The sequence below is a fragment of the Methylobacterium sp. 10 genome (assembly GCF_000519085.1).
Lineage (GTDB): Bacteria > Pseudomonadota > Alphaproteobacteria > Rhizobiales > Beijerinckiaceae > Methylobacterium.
On sequence record NZ_KI912577.1, the window covers coordinates 3,124,413 to 3,143,763 of the forward strand.

General features: G+C 67.2%; 22 protein-coding genes. 18 read left to right on the forward strand and 4 right to left on the reverse strand.

Annotated features, from left to right (window positions below; translation table 11 throughout):
- Positions 1 to 6: 6 nt before the first annotated feature.
- From K368_RS0114535 to rplQ, 18 genes are all read left to right on the forward strand, one after another.
- Positions 7 to 1,395: an ATP-binding protein gene (locus K368_RS0114535; protein ID WP_027172973.1), complete on the forward strand. Its 1,389-nt coding sequence runs from the start codon at positions 7 to 9 to the stop codon at positions 1,393 to 1,395.
- Positions 1,396 to 1,862: 467 nt separating this feature from the next.
- A complete protein-coding gene (rplN, locus tag K368_RS0114540) occupies positions 1,863 to 2,231 on the forward strand; it encodes a 50S ribosomal protein L14 (RefSeq protein ID WP_018044219.1) in 369 nt (122 codons plus the stop codon).
- Positions 2,231 to 2,548: a 50S ribosomal protein L24 gene (gene rplX, locus K368_RS0114545; RefSeq protein WP_018044218.1), complete on the forward strand. Its 318-nt coding sequence runs from the start codon at positions 2,231 to 2,233 to the stop codon at positions 2,546 to 2,548. The genes rplN and rplX overlap by 1 nt, the downstream gene beginning before the upstream one ends.
- The gene (gene rplE, locus K368_RS0114550) at positions 2,541 to 3,107 is read left to right on the forward strand and encodes a 50S ribosomal protein L5 (RefSeq protein ID WP_027172974.1); all 567 of its coding nucleotides are present in this window, start codon (positions 2,541 to 2,543) and stop codon (positions 3,105 to 3,107) included. The genes rplX and rplE overlap by 8 nt, the downstream gene beginning before the upstream one ends.
- A 39-nt stretch (positions 3,108 to 3,146) precedes the next feature.
- Positions 3,147 to 3,452: a 30S ribosomal protein S14 gene (rpsN, locus tag K368_RS0114555; RefSeq protein WP_018044216.1), complete on the forward strand. Its 306-nt coding sequence runs from the start codon at positions 3,147 to 3,149 to the stop codon at positions 3,450 to 3,452.
- Between the two features lie 12 nt (positions 3,453 to 3,464).
- The gene (rpsH, locus tag K368_RS0114560) at positions 3,465 to 3,860 is read left to right on the forward strand and encodes a 30S ribosomal protein S8 (RefSeq protein WP_018044215.1); all 396 of its coding nucleotides are present in this window, start codon (positions 3,465 to 3,467) and stop codon (positions 3,858 to 3,860) included.
- Between the two features lie 22 nt (positions 3,861 to 3,882).
- Positions 3,883 to 4,416, forward strand: a complete 534-nt coding sequence (gene rplF / locus K368_RS0114565) for a 50S ribosomal protein L6 (RefSeq protein ID WP_027172975.1) — start codon at positions 3,883 to 3,885, stop codon at positions 4,414 to 4,416.
- A 12-nt stretch (positions 4,417 to 4,428) separates the two neighbouring features.
- Positions 4,429 to 4,791 (forward strand): 50S ribosomal protein L18, encoded by a 363-nt coding sequence (gene rplR / locus K368_RS0114570; protein ID WP_027172976.1) that lies wholly within the window; start codon positions 4,429 to 4,431, stop codon positions 4,789 to 4,791.
- A gap of 93 nt (positions 4,792 to 4,884) precedes the next feature.
- Positions 4,885 to 5,472, forward strand: coding sequence for a 30S ribosomal protein S5 (gene rpsE / locus K368_RS0114575; protein ID WP_018044212.1), 588 nt, complete (start codon positions 4,885 to 4,887; stop codon positions 5,470 to 5,472).
- A gap of 12 nt (positions 5,473 to 5,484) precedes the next feature.
- Positions 5,485 to 5,676 carry a 50S ribosomal protein L30 gene (gene rpmD / locus K368_RS0114580; RefSeq protein WP_018044211.1) on the forward strand — a complete coding sequence of 64 codons (192 nt, stop codon included), beginning with the start codon at positions 5,485 to 5,487 and terminating at the stop codon, positions 5,674 to 5,676.
- An 11-nt stretch (positions 5,677 to 5,687) separates the two neighbouring features.
- Positions 5,688 to 6,185 carry a 50S ribosomal protein L15 gene (gene rplO, locus K368_RS0114585; protein WP_027172977.1) on the forward strand — a complete coding sequence of 166 codons (498 nt, stop codon included), beginning with the start codon at positions 5,688 to 5,690 and terminating at the stop codon, positions 6,183 to 6,185.
- 149 nt (positions 6,186 to 6,334) lie between these two features.
- On the forward strand, positions 6,335 to 7,672 hold the full coding sequence (secY, locus tag K368_RS0114590; RefSeq protein ID WP_018044209.1) for a preprotein translocase subunit SecY: 1,338 nt from the start codon (positions 6,335 to 6,337) through the stop codon (positions 7,670 to 7,672).
- Positions 7,673 to 7,787: 115 nt separating this feature from the next.
- Positions 7,788 to 8,390: an adenylate kinase gene (locus K368_RS0114595; protein ID WP_027172978.1), complete on the forward strand. Its 603-nt coding sequence runs from the start codon at positions 7,788 to 7,790 to the stop codon at positions 8,388 to 8,390.
- A 211-nt stretch (positions 8,391 to 8,601) separates the two neighbouring features.
- Positions 8,602 to 8,970 carry a 30S ribosomal protein S13 gene (rpsM, locus tag K368_RS0114600; RefSeq protein ID WP_018044207.1) on the forward strand — a complete coding sequence of 123 codons (369 nt, stop codon included), beginning with the start codon at positions 8,602 to 8,604 and terminating at the stop codon, positions 8,968 to 8,970.
- Positions 8,971 to 9,143: 173 nt separating this feature from the next.
- A complete protein-coding gene (gene rpsK, locus K368_RS0114605) occupies positions 9,144 to 9,533 on the forward strand; it encodes a 30S ribosomal protein S11 (protein ID WP_018044206.1) in 390 nt (129 codons plus the stop codon).
- A 45-nt stretch (positions 9,534 to 9,578) separates the two neighbouring features.
- Complete coding sequence (locus tag K368_RS0114610; RefSeq protein WP_027172979.1) at positions 9,579 to 10,454, forward strand: MBL fold metallo-hydrolase; 876 nt, start codon at positions 9,579 to 9,581, stop codon at positions 10,452 to 10,454.
- A 119-nt stretch (positions 10,455 to 10,573) separates the two neighbouring features.
- Positions 10,574 to 11,593, forward strand: a complete 1,020-nt coding sequence (locus K368_RS0114615) for a DNA-directed RNA polymerase subunit alpha (RefSeq protein WP_018044204.1) — start codon at positions 10,574 to 10,576, stop codon at positions 11,591 to 11,593.
- A gap of 189 nt (positions 11,594 to 11,782) precedes the next feature.
- On the forward strand, positions 11,783 to 12,193 hold the full coding sequence (gene rplQ / locus K368_RS0114620; protein ID WP_018044203.1) for a 50S ribosomal protein L17: 411 nt from the start codon (positions 11,783 to 11,785) through the stop codon (positions 12,191 to 12,193).
- A 129-nt stretch (positions 12,194 to 12,322) separates the two neighbouring features.
- Here rplQ and K368_RS0114625 read toward each other — a convergent pair whose 3' ends face one another.
- The 4 genes from K368_RS0114625 to K368_RS0114640 form a co-directional block, all read right to left on the reverse strand.
- The gene (locus K368_RS0114625; RefSeq protein ID WP_027172980.1) at positions 12,323 to 14,185 is read right to left on the reverse strand and encodes a response regulator; all 1,863 of its coding nucleotides are present in this window, start codon (positions 14,183 to 14,185) and stop codon (positions 12,323 to 12,325) included.
- A gap of 2 nt (positions 14,186 to 14,187) precedes the next feature.
- Positions 14,188 to 15,924 (reverse strand): response regulator, encoded by a 1,737-nt coding sequence (locus tag K368_RS0114630; RefSeq protein ID WP_027172981.1) that lies wholly within the window; start codon positions 15,922 to 15,924, stop codon positions 14,188 to 14,190.
- Entirely contained in the window at positions 15,921 to 16,994 is a 1,074-nt protein-coding gene (cheB, locus tag K368_RS0114635) for a chemotaxis-specific protein-glutamate methyltransferase CheB (protein WP_036266339.1), read from the reverse strand. The genes K368_RS0114630 and cheB overlap by 4 nt, the downstream gene beginning before the upstream one ends.
- Before the next feature lie 65 nt (positions 16,995 to 17,059).
- Positions 17,060 to 19,351, reverse strand: a complete 2,292-nt coding sequence (locus K368_RS0114640; protein ID WP_027172983.1) for a response regulator — start codon at positions 19,349 to 19,351, stop codon at positions 17,060 to 17,062.

Here is a 19,351-nt window from a genome sequence, read left to right on the forward strand (position 1 = left end):
CCGACGATGCGGGAAAACTCCAACACCACCTGGCAGGTTCTGCTCGCCCTGTTCGGCGCCGAGGCGATCAATGGGATCATGAGTTCGCGCCGGCAGTTCGGCGTGCACCTCCTTCCCGACCTTCAAGCAGCCACGATCGACCGCCTCTCCCCGTTCCATCCCACTCTCATGGGCGTGCACCAGCCCCACGAGATGTTGCCGCTCACGATTTCCGCCCTGCTCGTTCGCAATGGCGACCAGGCCATCTCGATCACGCCGCTGCAGTATCGTGACATGGATGTGGGGGAGGAATCGCCCTACGCGACCCTCAACAACGGCCTGTGGCTGTTCAAGGCTGAAGGCCGTCCCGTCGCGGTGCTGCTGTCGCAATATGCGACCTATGCGGACGGCAAGTTCACGCAACTCGAAATCGCCACCTTGGCCGATACGGCATCCCTCCGGTTCGCCGGCGAGTTCCTCGCGGCGGCCCAGACTGCCGCGGCCAACTCGACCCTCTATCGGGGCAAGGTTCTCTCCTTCGAGACCGGCTCTTCGTACTCGGGCATGAGGGCGGCGATGACCGTCCACAAGCTCCCTTACGTTGGACGGGACGCGATCATTCTCGACGATGCAACGATGGCGCGGCTCGACCGACACGTCTTCGAGTTCGACCGCCACAGGGCGGACCTCAAACGGCTCGGACAATCCACCCGCAAGGGGCTGCTCCTCTATGGGCCGCCGGGTACGGGCAAGACGCACGTCATCCGCTTCATCGCGGCGAACATGCCGGACCGCACCACGGTGCTGATCACCGCGGAGCAGGTCGGCAAGCTGTCGGAATACATGACACTCGCCCGCACCCTCCAACCGAGCATCGTCGTCCTGGAGGATGTGGATCTCGTCGGCCGGTCACGTGGGGACATGAACAGTCCCAATACGGAGGTTCTGCTGAACCGCCTGCTCAACGAAATGGATGGCCTGCACGACGACGCCGACGTGCTCTTCCTGTTGACCACGAACCGTCCCGCCGAGATCGAGGAGGCCCTGGCCTCCCGCCCGGGGCGGGTCGACGAAGCGATCGAGATCGCCAATCCCGATGCCGGATGCCGCACACGGCTCATCGCGCTCTACGGTGGGGCCCTCGCGTTCGAGGAAGGCGCCATCGAGGACGCGGTGACGCGTTCGGAGGGGGCCAGCGCCGCCTTTGTGAAGGAGGTGGTACGCCGCCTCGCCCAGGCCGCCCTCGCGGCCGGCAACGGGAACCAGGTCGACCGCGCGACCGTGTCGACGATCCTCGGCGAAGCCACGGGTAACGAGAACCGGATTGGCCGCAGGATCATAGGACTTCCGGACACGGCCCGCAGCATCGGTGGACAGAAGACGCGGGCCTTCGACGAGTGCTGCGGTGGGGCCTGACCAGACACCCTCGGCGGCGGCACATGGCGGGGGACGGCGGCGGGGGAGGGCGGCGGGGCGGGACACCGAACCGGGCGAGAGGATTGCGGGCCGTCCGCCTTCCCAGGGCGGGCAGCCCGCAGGCGGTTGGTGACACCGCCGGCCGCCGGGTCGTCTCAGAGCGCATGGATTCGCCGCCGTGCGGGTCGTGACGGGACTGGTCGCGCGCGTCCCGGCAGCCCTTTCGCGGGCCCGAAAGCGAAGTTCGGTCTTGCACCTGTCCGAGCCATGATGTATCGGGCATTCCTTCGCGACAGTTGAGAAGGGTGTTCGCACCTTTCGGACGCGGTGACCGCGCCGGCGTGGCAAGCGCCGATTGCGCGGTCCTTCTATATGAGCCGGGGACATCAGATCCCCATCAGACGTCGTCCGCCGGACAATACCGTCCGTGTGCGGAAACCCGTCTGAAACAAGGAAAGGTCACTCTCGTGATCCAGATGCAGACGAATCTGGACGTCGCCGACAATTCTGGTGCGCGTCGCGTGATGTGCATCAAGGTTCTCGGCGGGTCGAAGCGCAAGTATGCCGGAGTCGGCGATATCATCGTCGTCTCGGTGAAGGAGGCCATTCCCCGCGGCCGCGTGAAGAAGGGCGACGTCATGAAAGCCGTCGTTGTTCGCACCGCCAAGGAAGTGAAGCGCGCCGACGGATCCGTGATCCGGTTCGACAAGAACGCCGCTGTCCTGATCAACAATCAGAAAGAGCCGATCGGCACCCGCATCTTCGGACCCGTGCCGCGCGAGTTGCGCGCCCGGAACCACATGAAGATCATCTCGCTCGCTCCGGAGGTGCTGTGATGGCTGCCAAGGTCAAGAAGGGCGACAAGGTCGTCATTCTCACCGGACGCGACAAGGGTCGTTCCGGTGAAGTCATCCAGGTGATGCCGAAGGAAGACCGTGCGCTCGTGCGCGGGGTCAATCTGGTCAAGAAGCACCAGAAGCAGACGCAGAACCAGGAAGGCGGCATCATCTCAAAGGAAGCCGCAATTCATCTGTCCAACATCGCGATTGCCGACCCCAAGGACGGTCAGCCCACGCGCGTTGGTTTCCGCATTCTCGACGACGGCCGCAAGGTCCGGTTCGCCAAGCGCTCGGGGGATCTGATCGATGGCTGAGAAGAACAACGACGCGTACACCCCTCGTCTGCGCAAGCATTACGATGAGGTCGTTCGCCAGAAGCTGATCGAAGAGTTCGGCTACAAGAACCCCATGCAGGTTCCGGTCATCGAGAAGATCGTGATCAACATGGGCGTCGGCGAGTCCACCGCCGATTCTAAGAAGGCCTCCGTCGCCGCCGGCGACCTTGCTCTGATCGCCGGCCAGAAGCCGGTCATCACCAAGGCCCGTAAGGCCATCGCGACCTTCAAGGTCCGCGAAGGCATGCCGATCGGCTGCAAGGTCACCCTGCGCAAGCATCGGATGTACGAGTTCATGGACCGTCTGATCACCATCGCGCTCCCGCGCGTTCGTGACTTCCGCGGCCTGAACCCCCGTTCGTTCGACGGCAATGGCAACTACGCGTTGGGCCTCAAGGAGCACCTCGTGTTCCCCGAGATCTCCTACGACAAGGCCGATGCCACCTGGGGCATGGACATCGTGATCCAGACATCGGCTCGCACCGATGCCGAGGCGCGCGCGCTCCTGTCGCAATTCCGATTCCCGTTCCGGCAGTAAGGGCTGAAAAGCGCTTAGACGCGGACACTGGAGAGAGACATGGCAAAGAAAAGCTCAGTCGAGAAGAACAACCACCGCAAGGAACTCGTGAAGCGGTTCGCCGCCAAGCGTAAGGCCCTCCTTGCTACGGCCAATAACGAAGGCCTCGAGATGGAGGAGCGCTTCGAGGCGCGCCTCAAGCTCGCGGAACTGCCCCGCAACTCGTCGGCGACCCGAGTCCGCAATCGTTGCGGCATCACGGGACGTCCCCGCGCTTTCTACCGCAAGATGGGCATCTCGCGTGTGGCGCTTCGGGAACTTGGCAATCGGGGTCTCATCCCCGGTCTGGTCAAGTCCAGCTGGTAAGGAGCAGACACCATGGTCAACGATCCCGTGGGTGATATGCTCACCCGCATCCGCAACGGCCAGATGCGCCGCCGCAACGTCGTTCAGACGCCCGGCTCGCGTCTCCGTGCGAGCGTTCTCGACGTCCTCAAGGCCGAGGGCTACATTCGCGATTATGCCACGACCGATTTCGGCAACGGCCGCACCGAGTTCTCGATCGAGCTCAAGTATTATGACGGCCAGCCCGTCATCCGCTCGATCCAGCGCGTCTCGAAGCCCGGCCGCCGTGTTTATTCGGCCGTGACCGAACTTCCCCGCGTCGCCGATGGCCTCGGCGTCACCATCGTGTCCACCCCGCAGGGCGTCATGGCCGACCACGAGGCGCGTGAGCGCAACGTCGGCGGCGAAGTGCTCTGCAAGGTGTTCTGATCTCGGACTTGGAGGAAAGGCAATGTCTCGCGTAGGCAAGAAGCCCGTTCCCGTCCCGTCCGGTGTGACGGCCACGGTGACCGGTCAGACGGTAACGATGAAGGGCTCCAAGGGTGAGCTCAAATACGTCGTCCCCAATGTGGTGGACGTGAAGTTCGAGGACGGCGCCGTCTCGGTGCTGCCCAAGAACCAGACCAAGGAGGCCCGCTCGCTGTGGGGCACCTCCCGGGCCCAGGTGGCGAACCTCGTCGAGGGCGTCTCCAAGGGGTTCGAGAAGAAGCTCGAGATCACCGGCGTCGGTTATCGTGCCGCCATGGCCGGCAAGGCCCTCAAGCTCTCCCTCGGCTACAGCCACGACATCGAGTACGCGATCCCGGTCGGGATCACGATCGCGGTGCCCAAGCCCACCGAGATCGTCATCTCCGGCATCGACCGGCAGGTGGTGGGACAGGTGGCAGCCGAGATTCGCGATTATCGCGGTCCCGAGCCCTACAAGGGCAAGGGCGTGCGGTACGCGGGTGAGTTCATCTTCCGCAAGGAAGGCAAGAAGAAGTAAGGGCCGGCCATCATGTCACGCAAAATCGATGCACTCGACCGCCGCAAGGCGCGTGTGCGCCGCGCGCTGCGGGCGGCGGCGAATGGACGGCCCCGGCTTTCGGTGTTCCGTTCCTCAAAGCAGATCTACGTCCAGGTCATCGACGACGCCGAGGGCAAGACCCTCGCCGCCGCCTCGACCCTCGACAAGGATCTGCGCCCGGGCCTGAAGACCGGTGCCGATACGGCAGCGGCCGCGGCTGTCGGCAAGCTCGTCGCCGAGCGCGCCAAGGCCGCCGGGGTCACCAAGGTGATCTTCGACCGCTCAGGCTACATCTATCACGGGCGCGTCAAGGCGCTCGCCGATGCCGCCCGTGAGGGTGGCCTCGAATTCTAAGACTAGGCGGGGAGGGGCGGCACAGGCCGTCCCTCGGACAAGCTATCAAGCGAGCGGGCTCCGCCGCCTGCGTTAGTGAGACAGGATTCAAACATGGCACGTGAACGGGAAGGCGGTGGCCGCGGCCGCCGCGATGAGCGCGAGGAGCGCGACAGCGAATTCGTGGACAAGCTCGTCCACATCAACCGTGTCGCCAAGGTGGTGAAGGGCGGCCGTCGCTTCGGTTTCGCTGCCCTCGTCGTCGTCGGCGACCAGAAGGGCCGCGTCGGCTTCGGCCACGGCAAGGCACGCGAAGTGCCGGAAGCCATCCGCAAGGCCACGGAAGCCGCCAAGCGCGGTCTCGTCCGTGTCGCCCTGCGCGAGGGCCGCACCCTCCACCACGACGTCTACGGACGTCACGGTGCGGGCAAGGTCATCCTTCGCGCCGCCCCCCAGGGTACCGGCATCATCGCCGGCGGCCCGATGCGCGCCGTCTTCGAGACGCTGGGCATGCAGGACGTCGTGGCCAAGTCGCTCGGCTCGTCGAACCCCTACAACCTCGTCCGCGCCACCTTCGAGGCGCTGAAGAACGAGGACAGCCCGCGCGCCGTGGCTGCCCGTCGGGGTCTCAAGGTGTCGACGCTTCAGGCTCGCCGTCGCGATGCCGATCCGTCCGACCTGTCCGAAGCCGCAGTCGCTTAAGGGGAGGGTGCAATGGCAACGAAGACTCTCCGCGTCGAGCAGATCGGCTCGCCGATCCGCCGCGAGGGCGACCAGCGTGCGACGCTGATCGGCCTTAAGCTCAACAAGCTGCACCGGGTGGCCACGCTGGAGGATACTCCCTCCGTGCGCGGAATGATCCGCAAGGTGCACCACCTCGTGCGCGTCCTCGACGACGCGGCCTGAGGGAGGGCATCATGAAACTGAACGAAATCCACGATAACGACGGCGCAACCAAGAACCGGATGCGCGTCGGCCGGGGCATCGGCTCCGGCAAGGGAAAGACCGCTGGTCGCGGCGTCAAGGGTCAGAAGGCCCGCACCGGCGTTTCGATCAAGGGCTTCGAGGGCGGCCAGATGCCGCTTCACCGTCGCCTGCCCAAGCGCGGCTTCAACAACCTGTACTCCACGGACCTGAACGAGGTGAACCTCGGTCGCGTCCAGCAGGCTGTGGACGCCGGCCGTCTCGACGCTTCGGCGGTTGTCACGGTGGAATCCCTCGTCACCGCCGGAATCATCGCTCGTCCCCGTGACGGCGTGAAGCTGCTCGGCGTCGGCGAACTGACCGCGAAGCTCTCCTTCGAGGTCACCCGCGCATCGAAGTCGGCGGTCGAGGCTGTCGAGAAGATCGGCGGCACGGTCAACGTCGCTTATGGTGCCGGCATCTCCACCCGCGGCAAGCCTTCCGCGGAATAAGTCTTCCGACGCCGCTGTTGCGTAGCGTCGGGGCAGACTTTAAGTCGAAGCTCTGAGCGGCGGCCCGTGCGACCTGCGCGTGGCCGCCGTTTCAGTTTGTTCGGGGGTGCTTCAACCCCCAATCTGGATCGATTTCAGGAACGGGTGCCATGGCCTCAGCCGCCGAGCAGCTTGCCGCGAACCTCAATTTCGGGGCCATCGCCAAGGCCGACGAGCTCAAGAAGCGCATCTGGTTCACGCTGGGCGCGCTCGTGGTGTTCCGCCTCGGCACCTACATCCCTATCCCCGGCATCGACCCCGAGCAGTTCGCGCGGAACTTCCAGCAGCAGGCGGGCGGCGTCCTCGGGCTGTTCAACATGTTCTCCGGCGGTGCCGTCGAGCGCATGGCGATCTTCGCCCTCAACATCATGCCGTACATCTCGGCCTCCATCATCATCCAGCTTCTCACCTCGGTGATCCCGAGCCTCGAGACGCTGAAGAAGGAGGGCGAATCCGGCCGCAAGGTCATCAACCAGTATACCCGCTATCTCACGGTGGTGCTGGCGCTGGTTCAGAGCTGGGGCATCGCCTTCGGCCTCCAGAGTTCGAGCGCCGCGATCGATCCGGGCCCGTTCTTCATCCTGTCCACCGTCATCACGCTGACCGGCGGAACCCTGTTCCTGATGTGGATCGGCGAGCAGATCACGTCTCGCGGGATCGGCAACGGCTCGTCCCTCATCATCTTCGCCGGCATCGTCGCCCATCTGCCCACCGCCATCGTCGGTGCGCTGGAACTGAGCCGGACCGGTGCGCTGTCCGCCGCCGTCATCCTGGGCGTCGGCCTCGCGGCCATCGTCCTCGTCTACTTCATCGTGTTCATGGAGCGGGCTCAGCGCCGGCTCCTGATCAACTACCCCAAGCGCCAGGTCGGTAACCGCATGTACGAGGGCCAGACCTCGTTCCTGCCACTGAAGCTGAACACCGCCGGCGTGATCCCGCCGATCTTCGCGTCGTCGCTGCTACTGCTGCCCGCCACCGTGGCGAGCTTCTCGGCCAATAATGGCGGTACCGGGGTGCTGGCGACGATCACGACCTATCTCGGCCATGGCCGGCCGCTCTACATGGTTCTCTACGCGGCGCTGATCATCTTCTTCGCGTTCTTCTACACTGCGGTGGTCTTCAATCCGCAGGAGACGGCGGACAACCTGAAGAAGCAGGGCGGCTTCATTCCCGGCATCCGTCCGGGCGAGCGCACCGCCACCTTCATCGACAAGGTGCTGACGCGCATCACCCTCATCGGCGCGCTGTATTTGACTTTCGTCTGTCTTGTGCCGGAGATCCTGGCCTCCTACGCATCGGCAAGCCTCGGATTCGGCGGCACCTCGCTCCTCATCGTCGTCTCCGTGACGATGGATACGGTGGCTCAGGTCCATGGACATCTGATGGCCCACCAGTATGAGGGCCTCGTGAAGAAGGCGAAGCTGCGCGGTGCCACGCGGCGCCGCTGAGCCACCCGTGACGAAGCCGATAGACCAGGGCGATGCCGGAAGGCATCGCCTCCCTGCGCCCTGAACGCCTGAACCATAACGCCCGAAGCGGCTACCGGACGAGGACAACGACGCTATGCGGATCATTCTGCTCGGACCACCTGGAGCCGGCAAGGGAACCCAGTCGGCCCGGATCGTCGAGCGTTTCGGCATTCCGCAGCTTTCCACGGGCGACATGCTGCGCGCGGCCGTGGCTGCGGGAACACCCGTCGGCCTCGAAGCGAAGTCGATCATGGAAAGTGGCGGGCTCGTTCCGGATTCCGTCGTGGTTGGAATCGTCGCCGACCGGATCGAGGAGGCGGATGCCCGCCCCGGCTTCATCCTCGACGGGTTCCCCCGTACGGTGGAGCAGGCCGCGGCCCTGGACAGGATGCTGGCCGAGAAGAACCTGTCGCTCGACACGGTCGTTGAGTTCGCAGTGAACGAAGAGATCCTGGTCGGGCGCATCGCCAAGCGCGCAGCCGAGACCGCGGCACGCGGGGAACCCGTCCGCAAGGATGACACGCCGGAAGTGTTCAAGACTCGCCTCGCCGCTTTCCGCGCGCAGACGGCGCCTCTGTCGGCTTATTATTCGAGCCTCGGCATGCTTCGGACCGTAGACGGCATGAAGCCGGTGGACGACGTGACAAACGAGGTGATGGCTCTCCTCGAGCCTCTGGCCAGCACCACCGCGTCCTGAATTCTTCGTCCCGTTGGACGTTGACAATATCGTCGGCCCGCGCTAGCAGGCCGTTATTCGTCCATGCGTGATGGGTCTGGAGTGCCTTGGTTCAAGAGGCGCTGCGGGCCGATTTGTCGTTATGGGCGGCGCGCAGGGGCCGGCCTCCACCGGACGCGCGTGACACAGCAGGGCCGGACCGCAGCGTCCGAGCGCCCAATGGAGTGAGACCTTGGCCCGTATCGCAGGCGTCAACATCCCGACCAACAAGCGCGTCGTCATCGCGCTGCAGTACATTCACGGCATCGGCGCGAAGAAGGCCGAAGAGATCACCGGCAAGGTCGGCATCCCCGCCGAGCGCCGCGTGAACCAGCTGACCGACGCCGAGGTGCTGTCGATCCGCGAGACGATCGACCGCGACTACATCGTCGAGGGCGATCTGCGCCGTGAAGTGTCGATGAACATCAAGCGTCTGATGGACCTCGGCTGCTACCGCGGCCTGCGTCATCGCCGCAATCTCCCCGTCCGCGGTCAGCGTACGCATACCAATGCGCGCACCCGCAAGGGCAAGTCGAAGCCGATCGCCGGCAAGAAGAAGTAATTTTTCGAGATTGGGAGGCAGCGCTTCGCTCTGCCTCCCTTCTGTCGCGCCGGGTGGCCCGCTAGCGGCAGCCCGTATGGCGGAACGGTCATCCTGAGCCGCGCCGCCGGCACCGCACAAAAATCCCGAGCGCCTGGAATGACGGGCGCGCCTGAAGGACGAGACGAGAGACAATGGCCAAGGAAGCAACCCGCATTCGCCGCCGCGAACGCAAGAACATCGTGTCGGGCGTCGCCCACGTGAACGCCTCGTTCAACAACACGATGATCACCATCACCGACGCGCAGGGCAACACCATCTCCTGGTCGTCCGCCGGCGCCATGGGCTTCAAGGGTTCGCGCAAGTCGACGCCTTACGCCGCCCAGGTCGCCGCCGAGGACGCCGCCCGCAAGGCCTCCGAGCACGGCATGCGCACCCTCGAAGTCGAGGTGTCCGGTCCCGGTTCGGGCCGTGAATCGGCGCTCCGCGCGCTGCAGGCCGCCGGCTTCACCGTGACCTCCATCCGCGACGTGACGTCGATCCCGCATAACGGCTGCCGTCCGCGCAAGCGTCGTCGCGTCTGATACCGGTTCGTTGCTCGGCCCTTTGGTGTGAAAGCGGAGAAACGTGTGCCCGATGCCGTGAAGGCGCTCCCCGGCGTTCTACGTTGGAGCCTTGGCGATCTGACCGTCACCGTTCTGAATGACGGTTACCTTCAAGGCTCCCTCGATCTCGTCACCGGGATCGGGTCGGACGAGGCCGGTTCGCTTCAGGCGGCCGGCTTTCGTGCGCAGGCCCCTCGGATCACGCTCAACGCCTACCTGATCGAGGGGCCCGGCCGGAAGCCGATCCTCATCGATTCGGGCATGGGCCGTTTCGGTGGCGACACGCTCGGTCGGGTTCCGGCCGCGCTCGCTGCGGCGGGGGTCAGCCCGAGCGACATCGAGACGGTGCTGCTCACGCATCTCCATCCCGATCATGCCGGTGGCTTGATCCACGACGACGGTTCGGCGGCCTATCCCAACGCGGAACTCGTCCTGCATCAGGCCGAGAGCGCTCACTGGCTGGCGGACGATGCGATCTCACGGGCTCCCGCGGGAGCCCGGCCGTATTTCGAGAATGCGCAGAAGGCGGTGGCTCCCTATGCCGGCCGCGTGCGGACGATGACCGATGGTGACGTCCTTCCGGGCATCACGGCAGTTCCCTTGCCGGGGCATACGCCGGGTCACACCGGCTTTCGCATCGTCTCGGGCTCCGCGTCCCTCCTGATGTGGGCGGATATCGTCCATTTGCCGGCGATCCAGTTCAAGCGTCCGGAGGCCACGATGGTCTTCGACGTCGATCCGGATCGGGCGAGGGCGGTGCGCAAGCGGATGCTGGACGAGGTCTCGAGCGAGAGAACCTTCGTCACCGGCGGACATCTGGAGTTCCCGGCGCTCGGCTACGTGGCGCGGGAGGGCGGGGCCTACAGCTTCGTCCCGGAACTCTGGGTCGCGGCCCAATAACCGCCCGCTGCGTCGCGGGTACATGATTTTCGAGACCGAGCCGTGCAAGGCGATGCACGGGAAGGGCTCAAGGACCGACCACTGCAGTGGCTCGTGTCGGAAGTGCGAGAGGTAGGACCGTGGTCATACAGAAGAACTGGCAAGAGCTCATCAAGCCGAACAAGCTCCAGGTTTCGACCGGGCATGACCCCAAGCGGGTCGCCACCGTCGTCGCCGAGCCCCTCGAGCGCGGCTTCGGCACCACCCTCGGCAACTCCCTGCGCCGGGTTCTCCTGTCGTCGCTCCAGGGCGCGGCCGTGACCTCGGTCCAGATCGACGGCGTGCTGCACGAATTCTCGTCGATCCCCGGCGTGCGTGAGGACGTCACCGACATCGTCCTCAACATCAAGACCATCGCGATCCGGTCGCAGACCGAAGCGCCCAAGCGCCTGACCCTGCGCAAGACCGGTCCGGGCACCGTCACCGCCGGCGACATCGCCGCCGTCGGGGATATCCAGATCCTCAATCCCGAACTCGTCATCTGCACCCTCGACGATGGCGCCGAGATCCGGATGGAATTCACCGTCGCCACCGGCAAGGGCTACGTCCCGGCCGAGCGCAACCGTCCCGAGGACGCGCCCATCGGTCTGATCCCGGTCGACGCCCTGTTCTCGCCGGTCACCAAGGTGTCCTACCGCATCGAGACCACCCGCGAGGGCCAGGATCTCGACAAGGACAAGCTGACGATGACGATCGAGACCAACGGCGCCGTGTCGCCGGAGGACGCGCTGGCCTATGCCGCGCGCATCCTCCAGGACCAGCTCCAGGTGTTCGTGAACTTCGAGGAGCCCCGCAAGGAGGAGGCGCAGCCGCTCGCGCCGCAGCTCCCCTTCAACCCGGCGCTGCTCAAGAAGGTCGACGAACTCGAGCTGTCGGTCCGTTCGGCGAACTGCCTGAAGAACGACAACATCGTCTATATCGGCGACCTCATCCAGAAGTCCGAGGGCGAGATGCTTCGCACCCCGAACTTCGGTCGCAAGTCGCTCAACGAGATCAAGGAAGTCCTGGCCGCGATGGGTCTCCACCTCGGCATGGACATCCCCGGCTGGCCGCCGGAGAACATCGAAGATCTCGCCAAGCGCTTCGAAGAGCACTACTGAGGCGAGCCGCCTCGGGCATGACTTGGCGGCGCGTCTCGGCGCCGCCGGTTTGGTCGATCCAGCCGGCGTCCAACCTTGTACGCCAGCTCACAAAAAACCCGCCGCGGGGTCATGCGGAATGAACAGCCCCGATCATGGGGCGCTCGGCCGTACCGTGGCACGGCGGCCAGATAAGCAAGGAACAGCCAGATGCGTCATGGATTTCGCGGTCGTCGCTTCAATCGCACCACCGAACACCGCAAGGCGATGTTCGCCAACATGTCGGCCGCGCTGATCAAGCACGAGCAGATCATCACCACCCTGCCGAAGGCCAAGGATCTGCGTCCGGTCATCGAGAAGCTGATCACGCTGGGCAAGATCGACAGCCTGCATACGCGCCGCCTCGCCATGTCGCAGATCCGCGACGAGGCCATGGTCCGCAAGCTCTTCGCGGTTCTCGGCCCGCGCTACAACGCCCGTCCCGGCGGTTACTGCCGCATCATGAAGGCCGGCTTCCGCTACGGCGACAACGCTCCGCTCGCCGTGATCGAGTTCGTCGATCGCGACGTGGATGCCCGCGGCCTTGATTCGGGTCCGTCGCAGGTCTCCGACGCGGCGTAAGCCTCGGCTCCCTCCACCTGACGACGAAAAGGCGGCCGAGAGGCCGCCTTTTTTCTTGACCGCTCCGGGCCCGGACCCTCGGCCCTGTCCCCCCAGCGGGAGCGCACCGAGCGGACGCAGAGGGACTCGTTATGCGGTGACGAGCATCCCCGACACCAAAGCGGCCAAATCGGCCGAGTCGAAGGGCTTGCGCAGAACCGGCAAATCCTCGGGGATCGGGATCGCCTCGGCATGCCCGGTCACGATGAGGATCGGAACGGTCGACCAGCGCCGACGCACGATCTCCGCGAGTTCGACGCCCGTCATTCCCGGCATGGCGAGGTCCGCCACGATGAGGTCGAAGGAGGAGTGCTCCAACAGGGCCACCGCCGCCGCGCCGTCGGCCGCTTCGGTCTCGGTGTAGCCGAAGGTGTTGAGGAATGACGCGGTGACGTGGCGGACCTCGGCATCGTCGTCCACTACGAGGATACGCGCCGAGCTCAGAGCGCGTGGCGCCGTCACGGTGGCGAGGGGCGGTCTCTCCTCGGCCAAGTCCGCGCGAGGGAGAAACACCTCGACCTTCGTGCCCTTCTCGACTTCGCTCGTGATGCGCAGCTTGCCCTGCGACTGCTGGGTGAGGCCGAACACCATGGCGAGGCCGAGACCGGTGCCCTGGCCGACCGACTTCGTGGTGAAGAACGGTTCGCACACCCGCGCCAGGATCTCGGGCGGGATGCCCATGCCCGAATCGGTGATCGTCACCGTGACGTAGTCGCCCGCAGCCAGGTCGGGATCGTCGCTCACCGTCACCGCGCCCGTTGCGATGGCGATCGACCCCCCGTCCGGCATGGCGTCGCGTGCGTTGATACAGAGGTTGAGAATGGCGAGTTCCAGCTGGTCGGGATCGACCCGGGCCGCCGGATGGGCGGCGTCGAGATCGGTGGTCACCGTGACGAGCCCGCCGAGGCTTCCGCCAAGCAGCACGTCCATCCCGGCGACGAGGGCATTCACGTCCACCGACCGGGGGCGCAGGTCACGCGCCCGGCTGAAGCTGAGGAGGCGCTTCGTCAGTGAGGCACCGCGTTGCGCGGCCTGCGTCGCGTTGGTGACCAGGCGCTGGACCCGCGGCTGGTCGACGATCCTGGGGCCGACGAGTTCGAGGCTACCCAGGATCGCGGTGAGAAGGTTGTTGAAGTCGTGGGCGATTCCACCGGCGAGGGTCCCCAGCGCCTGCATCTTGTCCGACTGGCGCAGGCGCGCCTCGAGGTTCTTCTGCTCGGTGACGTCCCGCTCGATGGTGGCGAGGTGGGTGATGGCCCCGGCGGCACCGCGAATCGGCACGCGGGTGACATGGCTCCAGCGCTCCGCCCCCAGCGGCCCCTCGGCGGAGACCGTCTCAGAGATGCTTCCACTCGCGATCGCGGCGCGATCGGCTTCGCGCGCGGTGCTCTCACCGTTCGGCCTGCCTTCTATCTCCTCCCTGGTGCGCCCGAGGCACTCGGCGACGGTGTGCCCGAGCCTGCTAGCCTTGCGCGCGTTGAGGCGGACGAAGCGCCCGTCCTTGTCCTTGAACGCGATGGCGTCTTCCGCATTGTCCAGGAGCCCGAGCAGCAGGGCGCGCTCGGTGGCGAGGTCGCGGGCGAGGCTGTGGCGCTCGAAGGCCTGACGGACGGTGGCGCGCAGCAGGACCGGGTCCCACGGCTTGGTGACGTAGCCGGTGATGCCACCCCGGTTGAGCGCGGCGACGACGGCGCTCATGTCGGCATAGCCGGTGAGCAGGATCGTCTGCGCGTCGTGGAACGCCCGCGCCTCGGCCAGCATGACGTCGCCGGTCATGCCGGGCATCCGCTGATCGGAGAGGATCACGGCGATGTCCGGGCTCGCCCTGAGGATGTCGAGCGCTTCGGACGGCTTCGTCGTGGTGACGACCGTGTAATCGTCCTCGAACAGGTCTTCGAGGGCGATCAGGATGTCCGGCTCGTCATCGACGGCGAGGATCGTGCCTTTGACCATGTCTACGCTGCCTGCCGCGGAATGCCGATCACGAAACAGGCTCCCCCCCCTTCGGCCGTCTCCACGCTGAGCGAGCCGCTATGCGCCTGTACCACGCTGTATGCAATCGCCAGCCCAAGGCCCGTCCCCGCGCCCACGGGCTTCGTGGTGAAGAAGGGCTCGAATATCTTTTCCCGCAGGGTCTCGGGAATGCCGGGACCGGTATCGCTGATACGGATTACGTCCGTCTCGGGCAATTCCTGTGTGACGATGGAGATGGTGCCGGATTCCGGCATGGCATCGGCGGCATTGCCGAGGATGTTCATGACGACCTGATTGAGAAGGGCGGGAGTGCAGTGGATCTCGGGACGGCCCGAGAAGTCGCGTTCGACGGTGATCCGCGTCCCGAGCTTGTGCTGGATCAAGGCAAGCACCGTCTCGATCGATTCGGGAACGTTGACGAGGGTGCGCTCGCCTTCGTCGAGGCGTGAGAACTTGCGCAGGTTGAGGACGAGATCCTGGATGCGCGTGAGCCCCATGCGCATGGAGCCGACGCGGTCGCGGCACTTGGCGAGCGCGCGGTGGGAAGCGAGTTCCGCCTCGGATGCCGCGATCTCGCCGAGCAGGCGCTCGACCGTGCCCTGATGCGCGAGGATGAAGGCGAGGGGATTGTTGATCTCATGGGCGATGCCGGCGACGAGTTCGCCGAGGGACGCCATCTTGGCGGCCTGGACGAGCTTGGCCTGGGCATCCGTGAGCTTGCGGTTGGCGGTGGCGAGGTCGCGGTTCGCCTGTTCGAGGGCGCCGGCCAGGGCGGCACGCGCCTCGGCCGCTTCGGCCTCGGCGCGCGCGCGTTCGAGGGCGCGCTCGCGGGCGCCGAACTCGCCGGCGATGCGGCGGTCGTCCTCCTCAAGGAGCTTGCGCCGGACGAGACCCCTGACACGGATGACGAGGACTTCGCCATCAGCCTTCGAGACCACGTCGTCGGCCCCCGCCGCATAGGCTTCCACCAGGAAGTCCTTGGCCGGGGCGCTGCCGGCGATGCCGACGAGGTGGAAGGTCGGCGCGCCGGCCTCCCGCGCCTCGATCCCGGCCGCCCGGCGCCGGTCGATGGCCCTGCAGAGGGCGAGGCCGTCATAGGCGGGGCCGAGGAGGTCGATGGTCACGCAATCGAACGCGGCGTCGGCCTCATCGAGGGCGGCGAGGGCGGCGTCGTGGGTGGCGGCGGTACGAACCTCGTGCCCCTCATGCGCCAGGAGGCCGGCGAGGAAGGTGCGATAGGTGGCGCTGCCGTCGACCACGAGCACGCGGCCGCGCCGGAAGGCCGACACGCCCGGCCCGTCGCCGGGGGCGCCGCCCCCCTGGCGCTCGCGCAGGAGGGCGCGGATACGCAGGATCAGGATGTCCCGGTCGGCGGATTTCGCCACATAGGCGTCGGCGCCGCTCTCCAGCCCCTGGCGTTCGCCGTCGCGGGCGCCTGTGAGCATCAGCAGGGGCAGTGCGCGGGTACGAAGCGACAGGCGAAGCTGGCGGGTGAACTCGTCGCCGTTCATTCCCGGCAGGTGGTGGTCGGCCACGACAAGGTCGGGGAGGCGGGTGTTGAGGTGGTCGAGGGCCATCTCCGCCGTGGGGCAGCGCTCCACCGAAAAGCCGTGGCCCTCCAGGAGCAGACGCAGTTCCAGCGCCTGCGTCTCCGAATCCTCGACGAGCAGGATCCGGGGCCGGGGGAGGGTACCGTCGGGAGTGCCGGGACCGCTCATGCGAAGGGGTCCGTCGCCGCGAGGCCGGGCAAAGCGAGGCGGACGAGATGGGGAGCGACCCGGTCGAGGGGGAGGATCGCGGAGGCTCCCGAGAGCCGGATCGCGGCGGCCGGCATGCCGAACACGACGGCGGTGCTCTCGTGCTCGGCCACGGTCTGGGCACCGGCCTGGCGCATGGCGAGGAGCCCCGTGGCTCCATCCTCGCCCATGCCGGTGAGAAGGACGCCGATGCCGCGCGCCCCGGCATGGCGGGCCACGGAAGAGAACAGGACAGTGGCGGCCGGGCGCTGGCCGCCCACGGGCGCCGCATCCGAGATGCGGAGGTATCCCCCGGGCGCCCATTCGAGATGTCGATCGCCGGGCGCCACGTAGACATGCCCCGGCTCGGCCCGCTCGCCATCGGCGGCGAGCCTGACCGGCAGGGACACGACACCGTTCAGCCAGGAGGCGAAGCCTTCCATGAAAGCGGGCCCCATGTGCTGGACCACGAGGACGGGAAGCGGGAACCCGTCGGGCAACCCGCCGATGACGCGGGCGAGGGCGGGCGGGCCGCCGGTGGAGGCAGCGATCGCCAGGACGCTGGCGGCGTCCGAGGCAGCCGGCGGAGCGGCGAGGTCCGACGACGAAAGGGGCGCCCACCGGCGCCCGGCCCATTCCGAACCGATCGGCCGACGGCGGATCACCGGCACCGCGGCCATGATCCGCAATTGCGTGCAGATCTCGGCGGAGACGGCATCGTAGCCGGCATGCGTCGTCGCCACCGGCTTCTCCACCACGGACAGCGCACCCGCGCGCAGGGCGTTCATGGAAATGCGCAGGGAGGAATCTTCCACCGAATCGGCGATGACGACGATGGGCGTCGGCCGCTCGGCCATGATCCGGCGCGTCGTTTCCAAACCGTCGATGCCGGGGAGACGGATGTCCATCGAGATGACATCGGGGCGGGCATTGGGAAGCACCGCCAGGGCCTCCTCGCCGGACGCGACGGCGGCCACCACTTCGAGGCGCGGGTCGCGGCCCACGATGTGGCGCAGGAGCTCGCGAACCACGAGGGAATCCTCCACCAGCATCACGCGCACGGGGGTACCCCGTCTCGCCGCCGGAGGGACCTCGATCGGTGTCTGTTCGGCGTCACTCACAATAATTGCCCGATCGTGTCGAGAAGCTGGCGCTGGTCGAACGTCTGTTTCGTCAGATAGGCGTCGGCGCCGAGAGCGAGCCCCCGTGCGACATCGTCTGCATCCCCCCGCGAGGTCATCAGGATCAGGGGAAGGCGGGAGAAGGCCTCGTCCGCCCTCAAGGCCTTCAGCAGCCCGAACCCGTCGAGGCGCGGCATCTCCACATCGGCCACGACCAGATCCACTGTCTCGATGCCGGCGCGGAGGCGGTCGAGGGCGTCCTGCCCGTCGACGCAGACGACGACGCGGTAACCCGCCGATTCCAGAATGCCCTTCTCCAAGGTTCGCGTGGTGATGGAATCGTCGACCACCAGGATCGTCGAACGTCGCGGGGGCGCGGCTGTTCCGGAGGGTTCGCCGGCAGGGTCCGGCGCGGCATGGTTCAGGTCGCCCGCCCGGCCGGCGAGGCCATCGGGATCGAGGACGAGGACCGGCGTATCACCGCCCAGGACGACGGTGCCCGAGATCAGACGCGGGTCCGCGCCGATGGGCGGTGCCGGCAGGACGAGAAGGTTGCGGACATCGCGCAGGGCATCGATCCGCACCGCCCAGGACCGGCCGCACGCGCGCATCAGCACCGCCGTCACCGGGCGGCCCTCGCCCGGACGGTTGTCCTCGCCCGCCACCCCGATGAGGCCCGCCAAGTCCACCAGGGGCAGAGACAGATCCTCGCCGCCCTCCCTCGGCAGACGCACCATGGTCCGGCCCATGACCGAGGAGAGGCTCGATCGGTCGAGGCGCAAGAGGCGCTCCACGCTGGCGCTCGGCAGGGCGAAGATCGAGGCGCCGACATCCACCAGCAGTAGGGTCCGCCGCGCCGCGGACAGCGGCAGGTGCATGATGAGCGACGTCCCCGCCGGGACACGCGGTTCGAGCCGGACGCTGCCGCCGAGACGCCGGACCGTATCGGCGACGACGGACAGGCCGATGCCCCGTCCGGACAGGGTGTCGACGGCGGAAGCGGTGGAGAAGCCGGGTTCGAACACGAGGGCGAGGAAGGAATCCGGATCGCCATCGGCGGCACCGATCAGGCCGCGCGCCCGCGCCGTCGCCTCGATGGCGCGCAGGTCCGGCCCGCCTCCGTCGTCGTGGATGCCGATGACGAGGCGGCCGCCGCGCACGGCGACGTCGAGGGTAATCGAGAGCGCGGGCGGCTTGCCCCGGCGTTCACGCTGCTCGGGCGGCTCCGCGCCATGGCTCAAGGCATTGCGCAGGGCGTGGAGGACCGGGTCCTTCAACGCTTGCAGCATGGCGCGGTCGACGGGGAGGTCGAGGCCGCGCGCCACCACGTCGATCTCCCGGCCGGCCTCGCGAGCCATGTCGCGGAGCGCCCGTGGAAACGCGCCGAACACGGTCTCCGCCGGCACGAGGGCCAGTCGCTCGGCCTCGCGTCCGATCCGGGCGGAGGCGGCGTCCGCCGCGGCGATGGCGCCCGTACGGATCCGGGCGAGCAGCGCGGCATCGCGGGCGAGGGCTAGGAGGGCCGTCTCGAAACCGCGCAACTCCGCCCTGATGGCGTCGAGGCCGGACGCATCCGCCCCGGGCTCGGTTCGGCCCTTGCCGCTACGGGCCTCTGCCCCGCGAAGGATCTCGGCCCCGCGAAGGGTCTCGGCCCGGCGACCGAGGGCGGCGGCGTCCCGCTGGAGCTTCGCCAGTCCCTCCGCCACCACGGATTCCGCGCCGAGCGCACTGGTCAATTCATGCGAGGCCCGTGTCATCGCCTCCACCGCGTCCGCGGGCACGCGCAGCAGCGCTCCCGCATCGGCGGTGGAGTCCGCCAGATTCGGCGCGGGCTTCTGCGGCGGCGATTGCGCCGGGATACCGACCGCAGGCGGATCCGTCCGGACCGGTGGCGTCTCGGCGGGAACCGGGGACGGCCCGGCGAGGCAGCGGTCGAGGGACGCGAGCGCATCGGCCGGCATGGCCGGATCGGCTTCGCCCTTGAGGGCGGCGACATAGGCCTCGATCCGGTCCAGGGCGAGGTGGACGGCGCCCGTCGCCTCGCGGTCGAGGGCGGCGTCGCCGGCGACGATCCGCTCGAACAGGGTCTCGAGGCGATGCGCCACGGCCTCGACCCTGGGCAGGTCCACCGCCCGCGAGGCGCCCTTCAGGCTGTGCGCCCGGCGGAACACGTCGTTCCAGTCGGGAGGGACGTTCCCGGCCGCACCGGCCAAGGCAGCGCGGATCGCATCGATATGCTCGCGATGCTCGACCTCGAAGGCCGCGAGGAGCTGCTGGCGGATATCCAT

Excerpts from the sequence above, each read along its gene's own strand:
- rpsE (WP_018044212.1), top strand. The coding sequence starts at position 4,885 with ATGGCACGTGAACGGGAAGGCGGTGGCCGCGGCCGCCGCGATGAGCGC.
- K368_RS0114630 (WP_027172981.1), bottom strand. The coding sequence starts at position 15,924 with ATGAGCGGTCCCGGCACTCCCGACGGTACCCTCCCCCGGCCCCGGATC.
- rplE (WP_027172974.1), top strand. The coding sequence starts at position 2,541 with ATGGCTGAGAAGAACAACGACGCGTACACCCCTCGTCTGCGCAAGCAT.
- rplF (WP_027172975.1), top strand. The coding sequence starts at position 3,883 with ATGTCTCGCGTAGGCAAGAAGCCCGTTCCCGTCCCGTCCGGTGTGACG.
- rplQ (WP_018044203.1), top strand. The coding sequence starts at position 11,783 with ATGCGTCATGGATTTCGCGGTCGTCGCTTCAATCGCACCACCGAACAC.
- rplX (WP_018044218.1), top strand. The coding sequence starts at position 2,231 with ATGGCTGCCAAGGTCAAGAAGGGCGACAAGGTCGTCATTCTCACCGGA.
- K368_RS0114595 (WP_027172978.1), top strand. The coding sequence starts at position 7,788 with ATGCGGATCATTCTGCTCGGACCACCTGGAGCCGGCAAGGGAACCCAG.
- K368_RS0114625 (WP_027172980.1), bottom strand. The coding sequence starts at position 14,185 with ATGGTCAAAGGCACGATCCTCGCCGTCGATGACGAGCCGGACATCCTG.
- rplO (WP_027172977.1), top strand. The coding sequence starts at position 5,688 with ATGAAACTGAACGAAATCCACGATAACGACGGCGCAACCAAGAACCGG.
- rplR (WP_027172976.1), top strand. The coding sequence starts at position 4,429 with ATGTCACGCAAAATCGATGCACTCGACCGCCGCAAGGCGCGTGTGCGC.
- rpmD (WP_018044211.1), top strand. The coding sequence starts at position 5,485 with ATGGCAACGAAGACTCTCCGCGTCGAGCAGATCGGCTCGCCGATCCGC.
- rpsN (WP_018044216.1), top strand. The coding sequence starts at position 3,147 with ATGGCAAAGAAAAGCTCAGTCGAGAAGAACAACCACCGCAAGGAACTC.
- rpsH (WP_018044215.1), top strand. The coding sequence starts at position 3,465 with ATGGTCAACGATCCCGTGGGTGATATGCTCACCCGCATCCGCAACGGC.
- K368_RS0114640 (WP_027172983.1), bottom strand. The coding sequence starts at position 19,351 with ATGGATATCCGCCAGCAGCTCCTCGCGGCCTTCGAGGTCGAGCATCGC.
- K368_RS0114535 (WP_027172973.1), top strand. The coding sequence starts at position 7 with ATGCGGGAAAACTCCAACACCACCTGGCAGGTTCTGCTCGCCCTGTTC.
- rpsK (WP_018044206.1), top strand. The coding sequence starts at position 9,144 with ATGGCCAAGGAAGCAACCCGCATTCGCCGCCGCGAACGCAAGAACATC.
- cheB (WP_036266339.1), bottom strand. The coding sequence starts at position 16,994 with ATGCTGGTGGAGGATTCCCTCGTGGTTCGCGAGCTCCTGCGCCACATC.
- secY (WP_018044209.1), top strand. The coding sequence starts at position 6,335 with ATGGCCTCAGCCGCCGAGCAGCTTGCCGCGAACCTCAATTTCGGGGCC.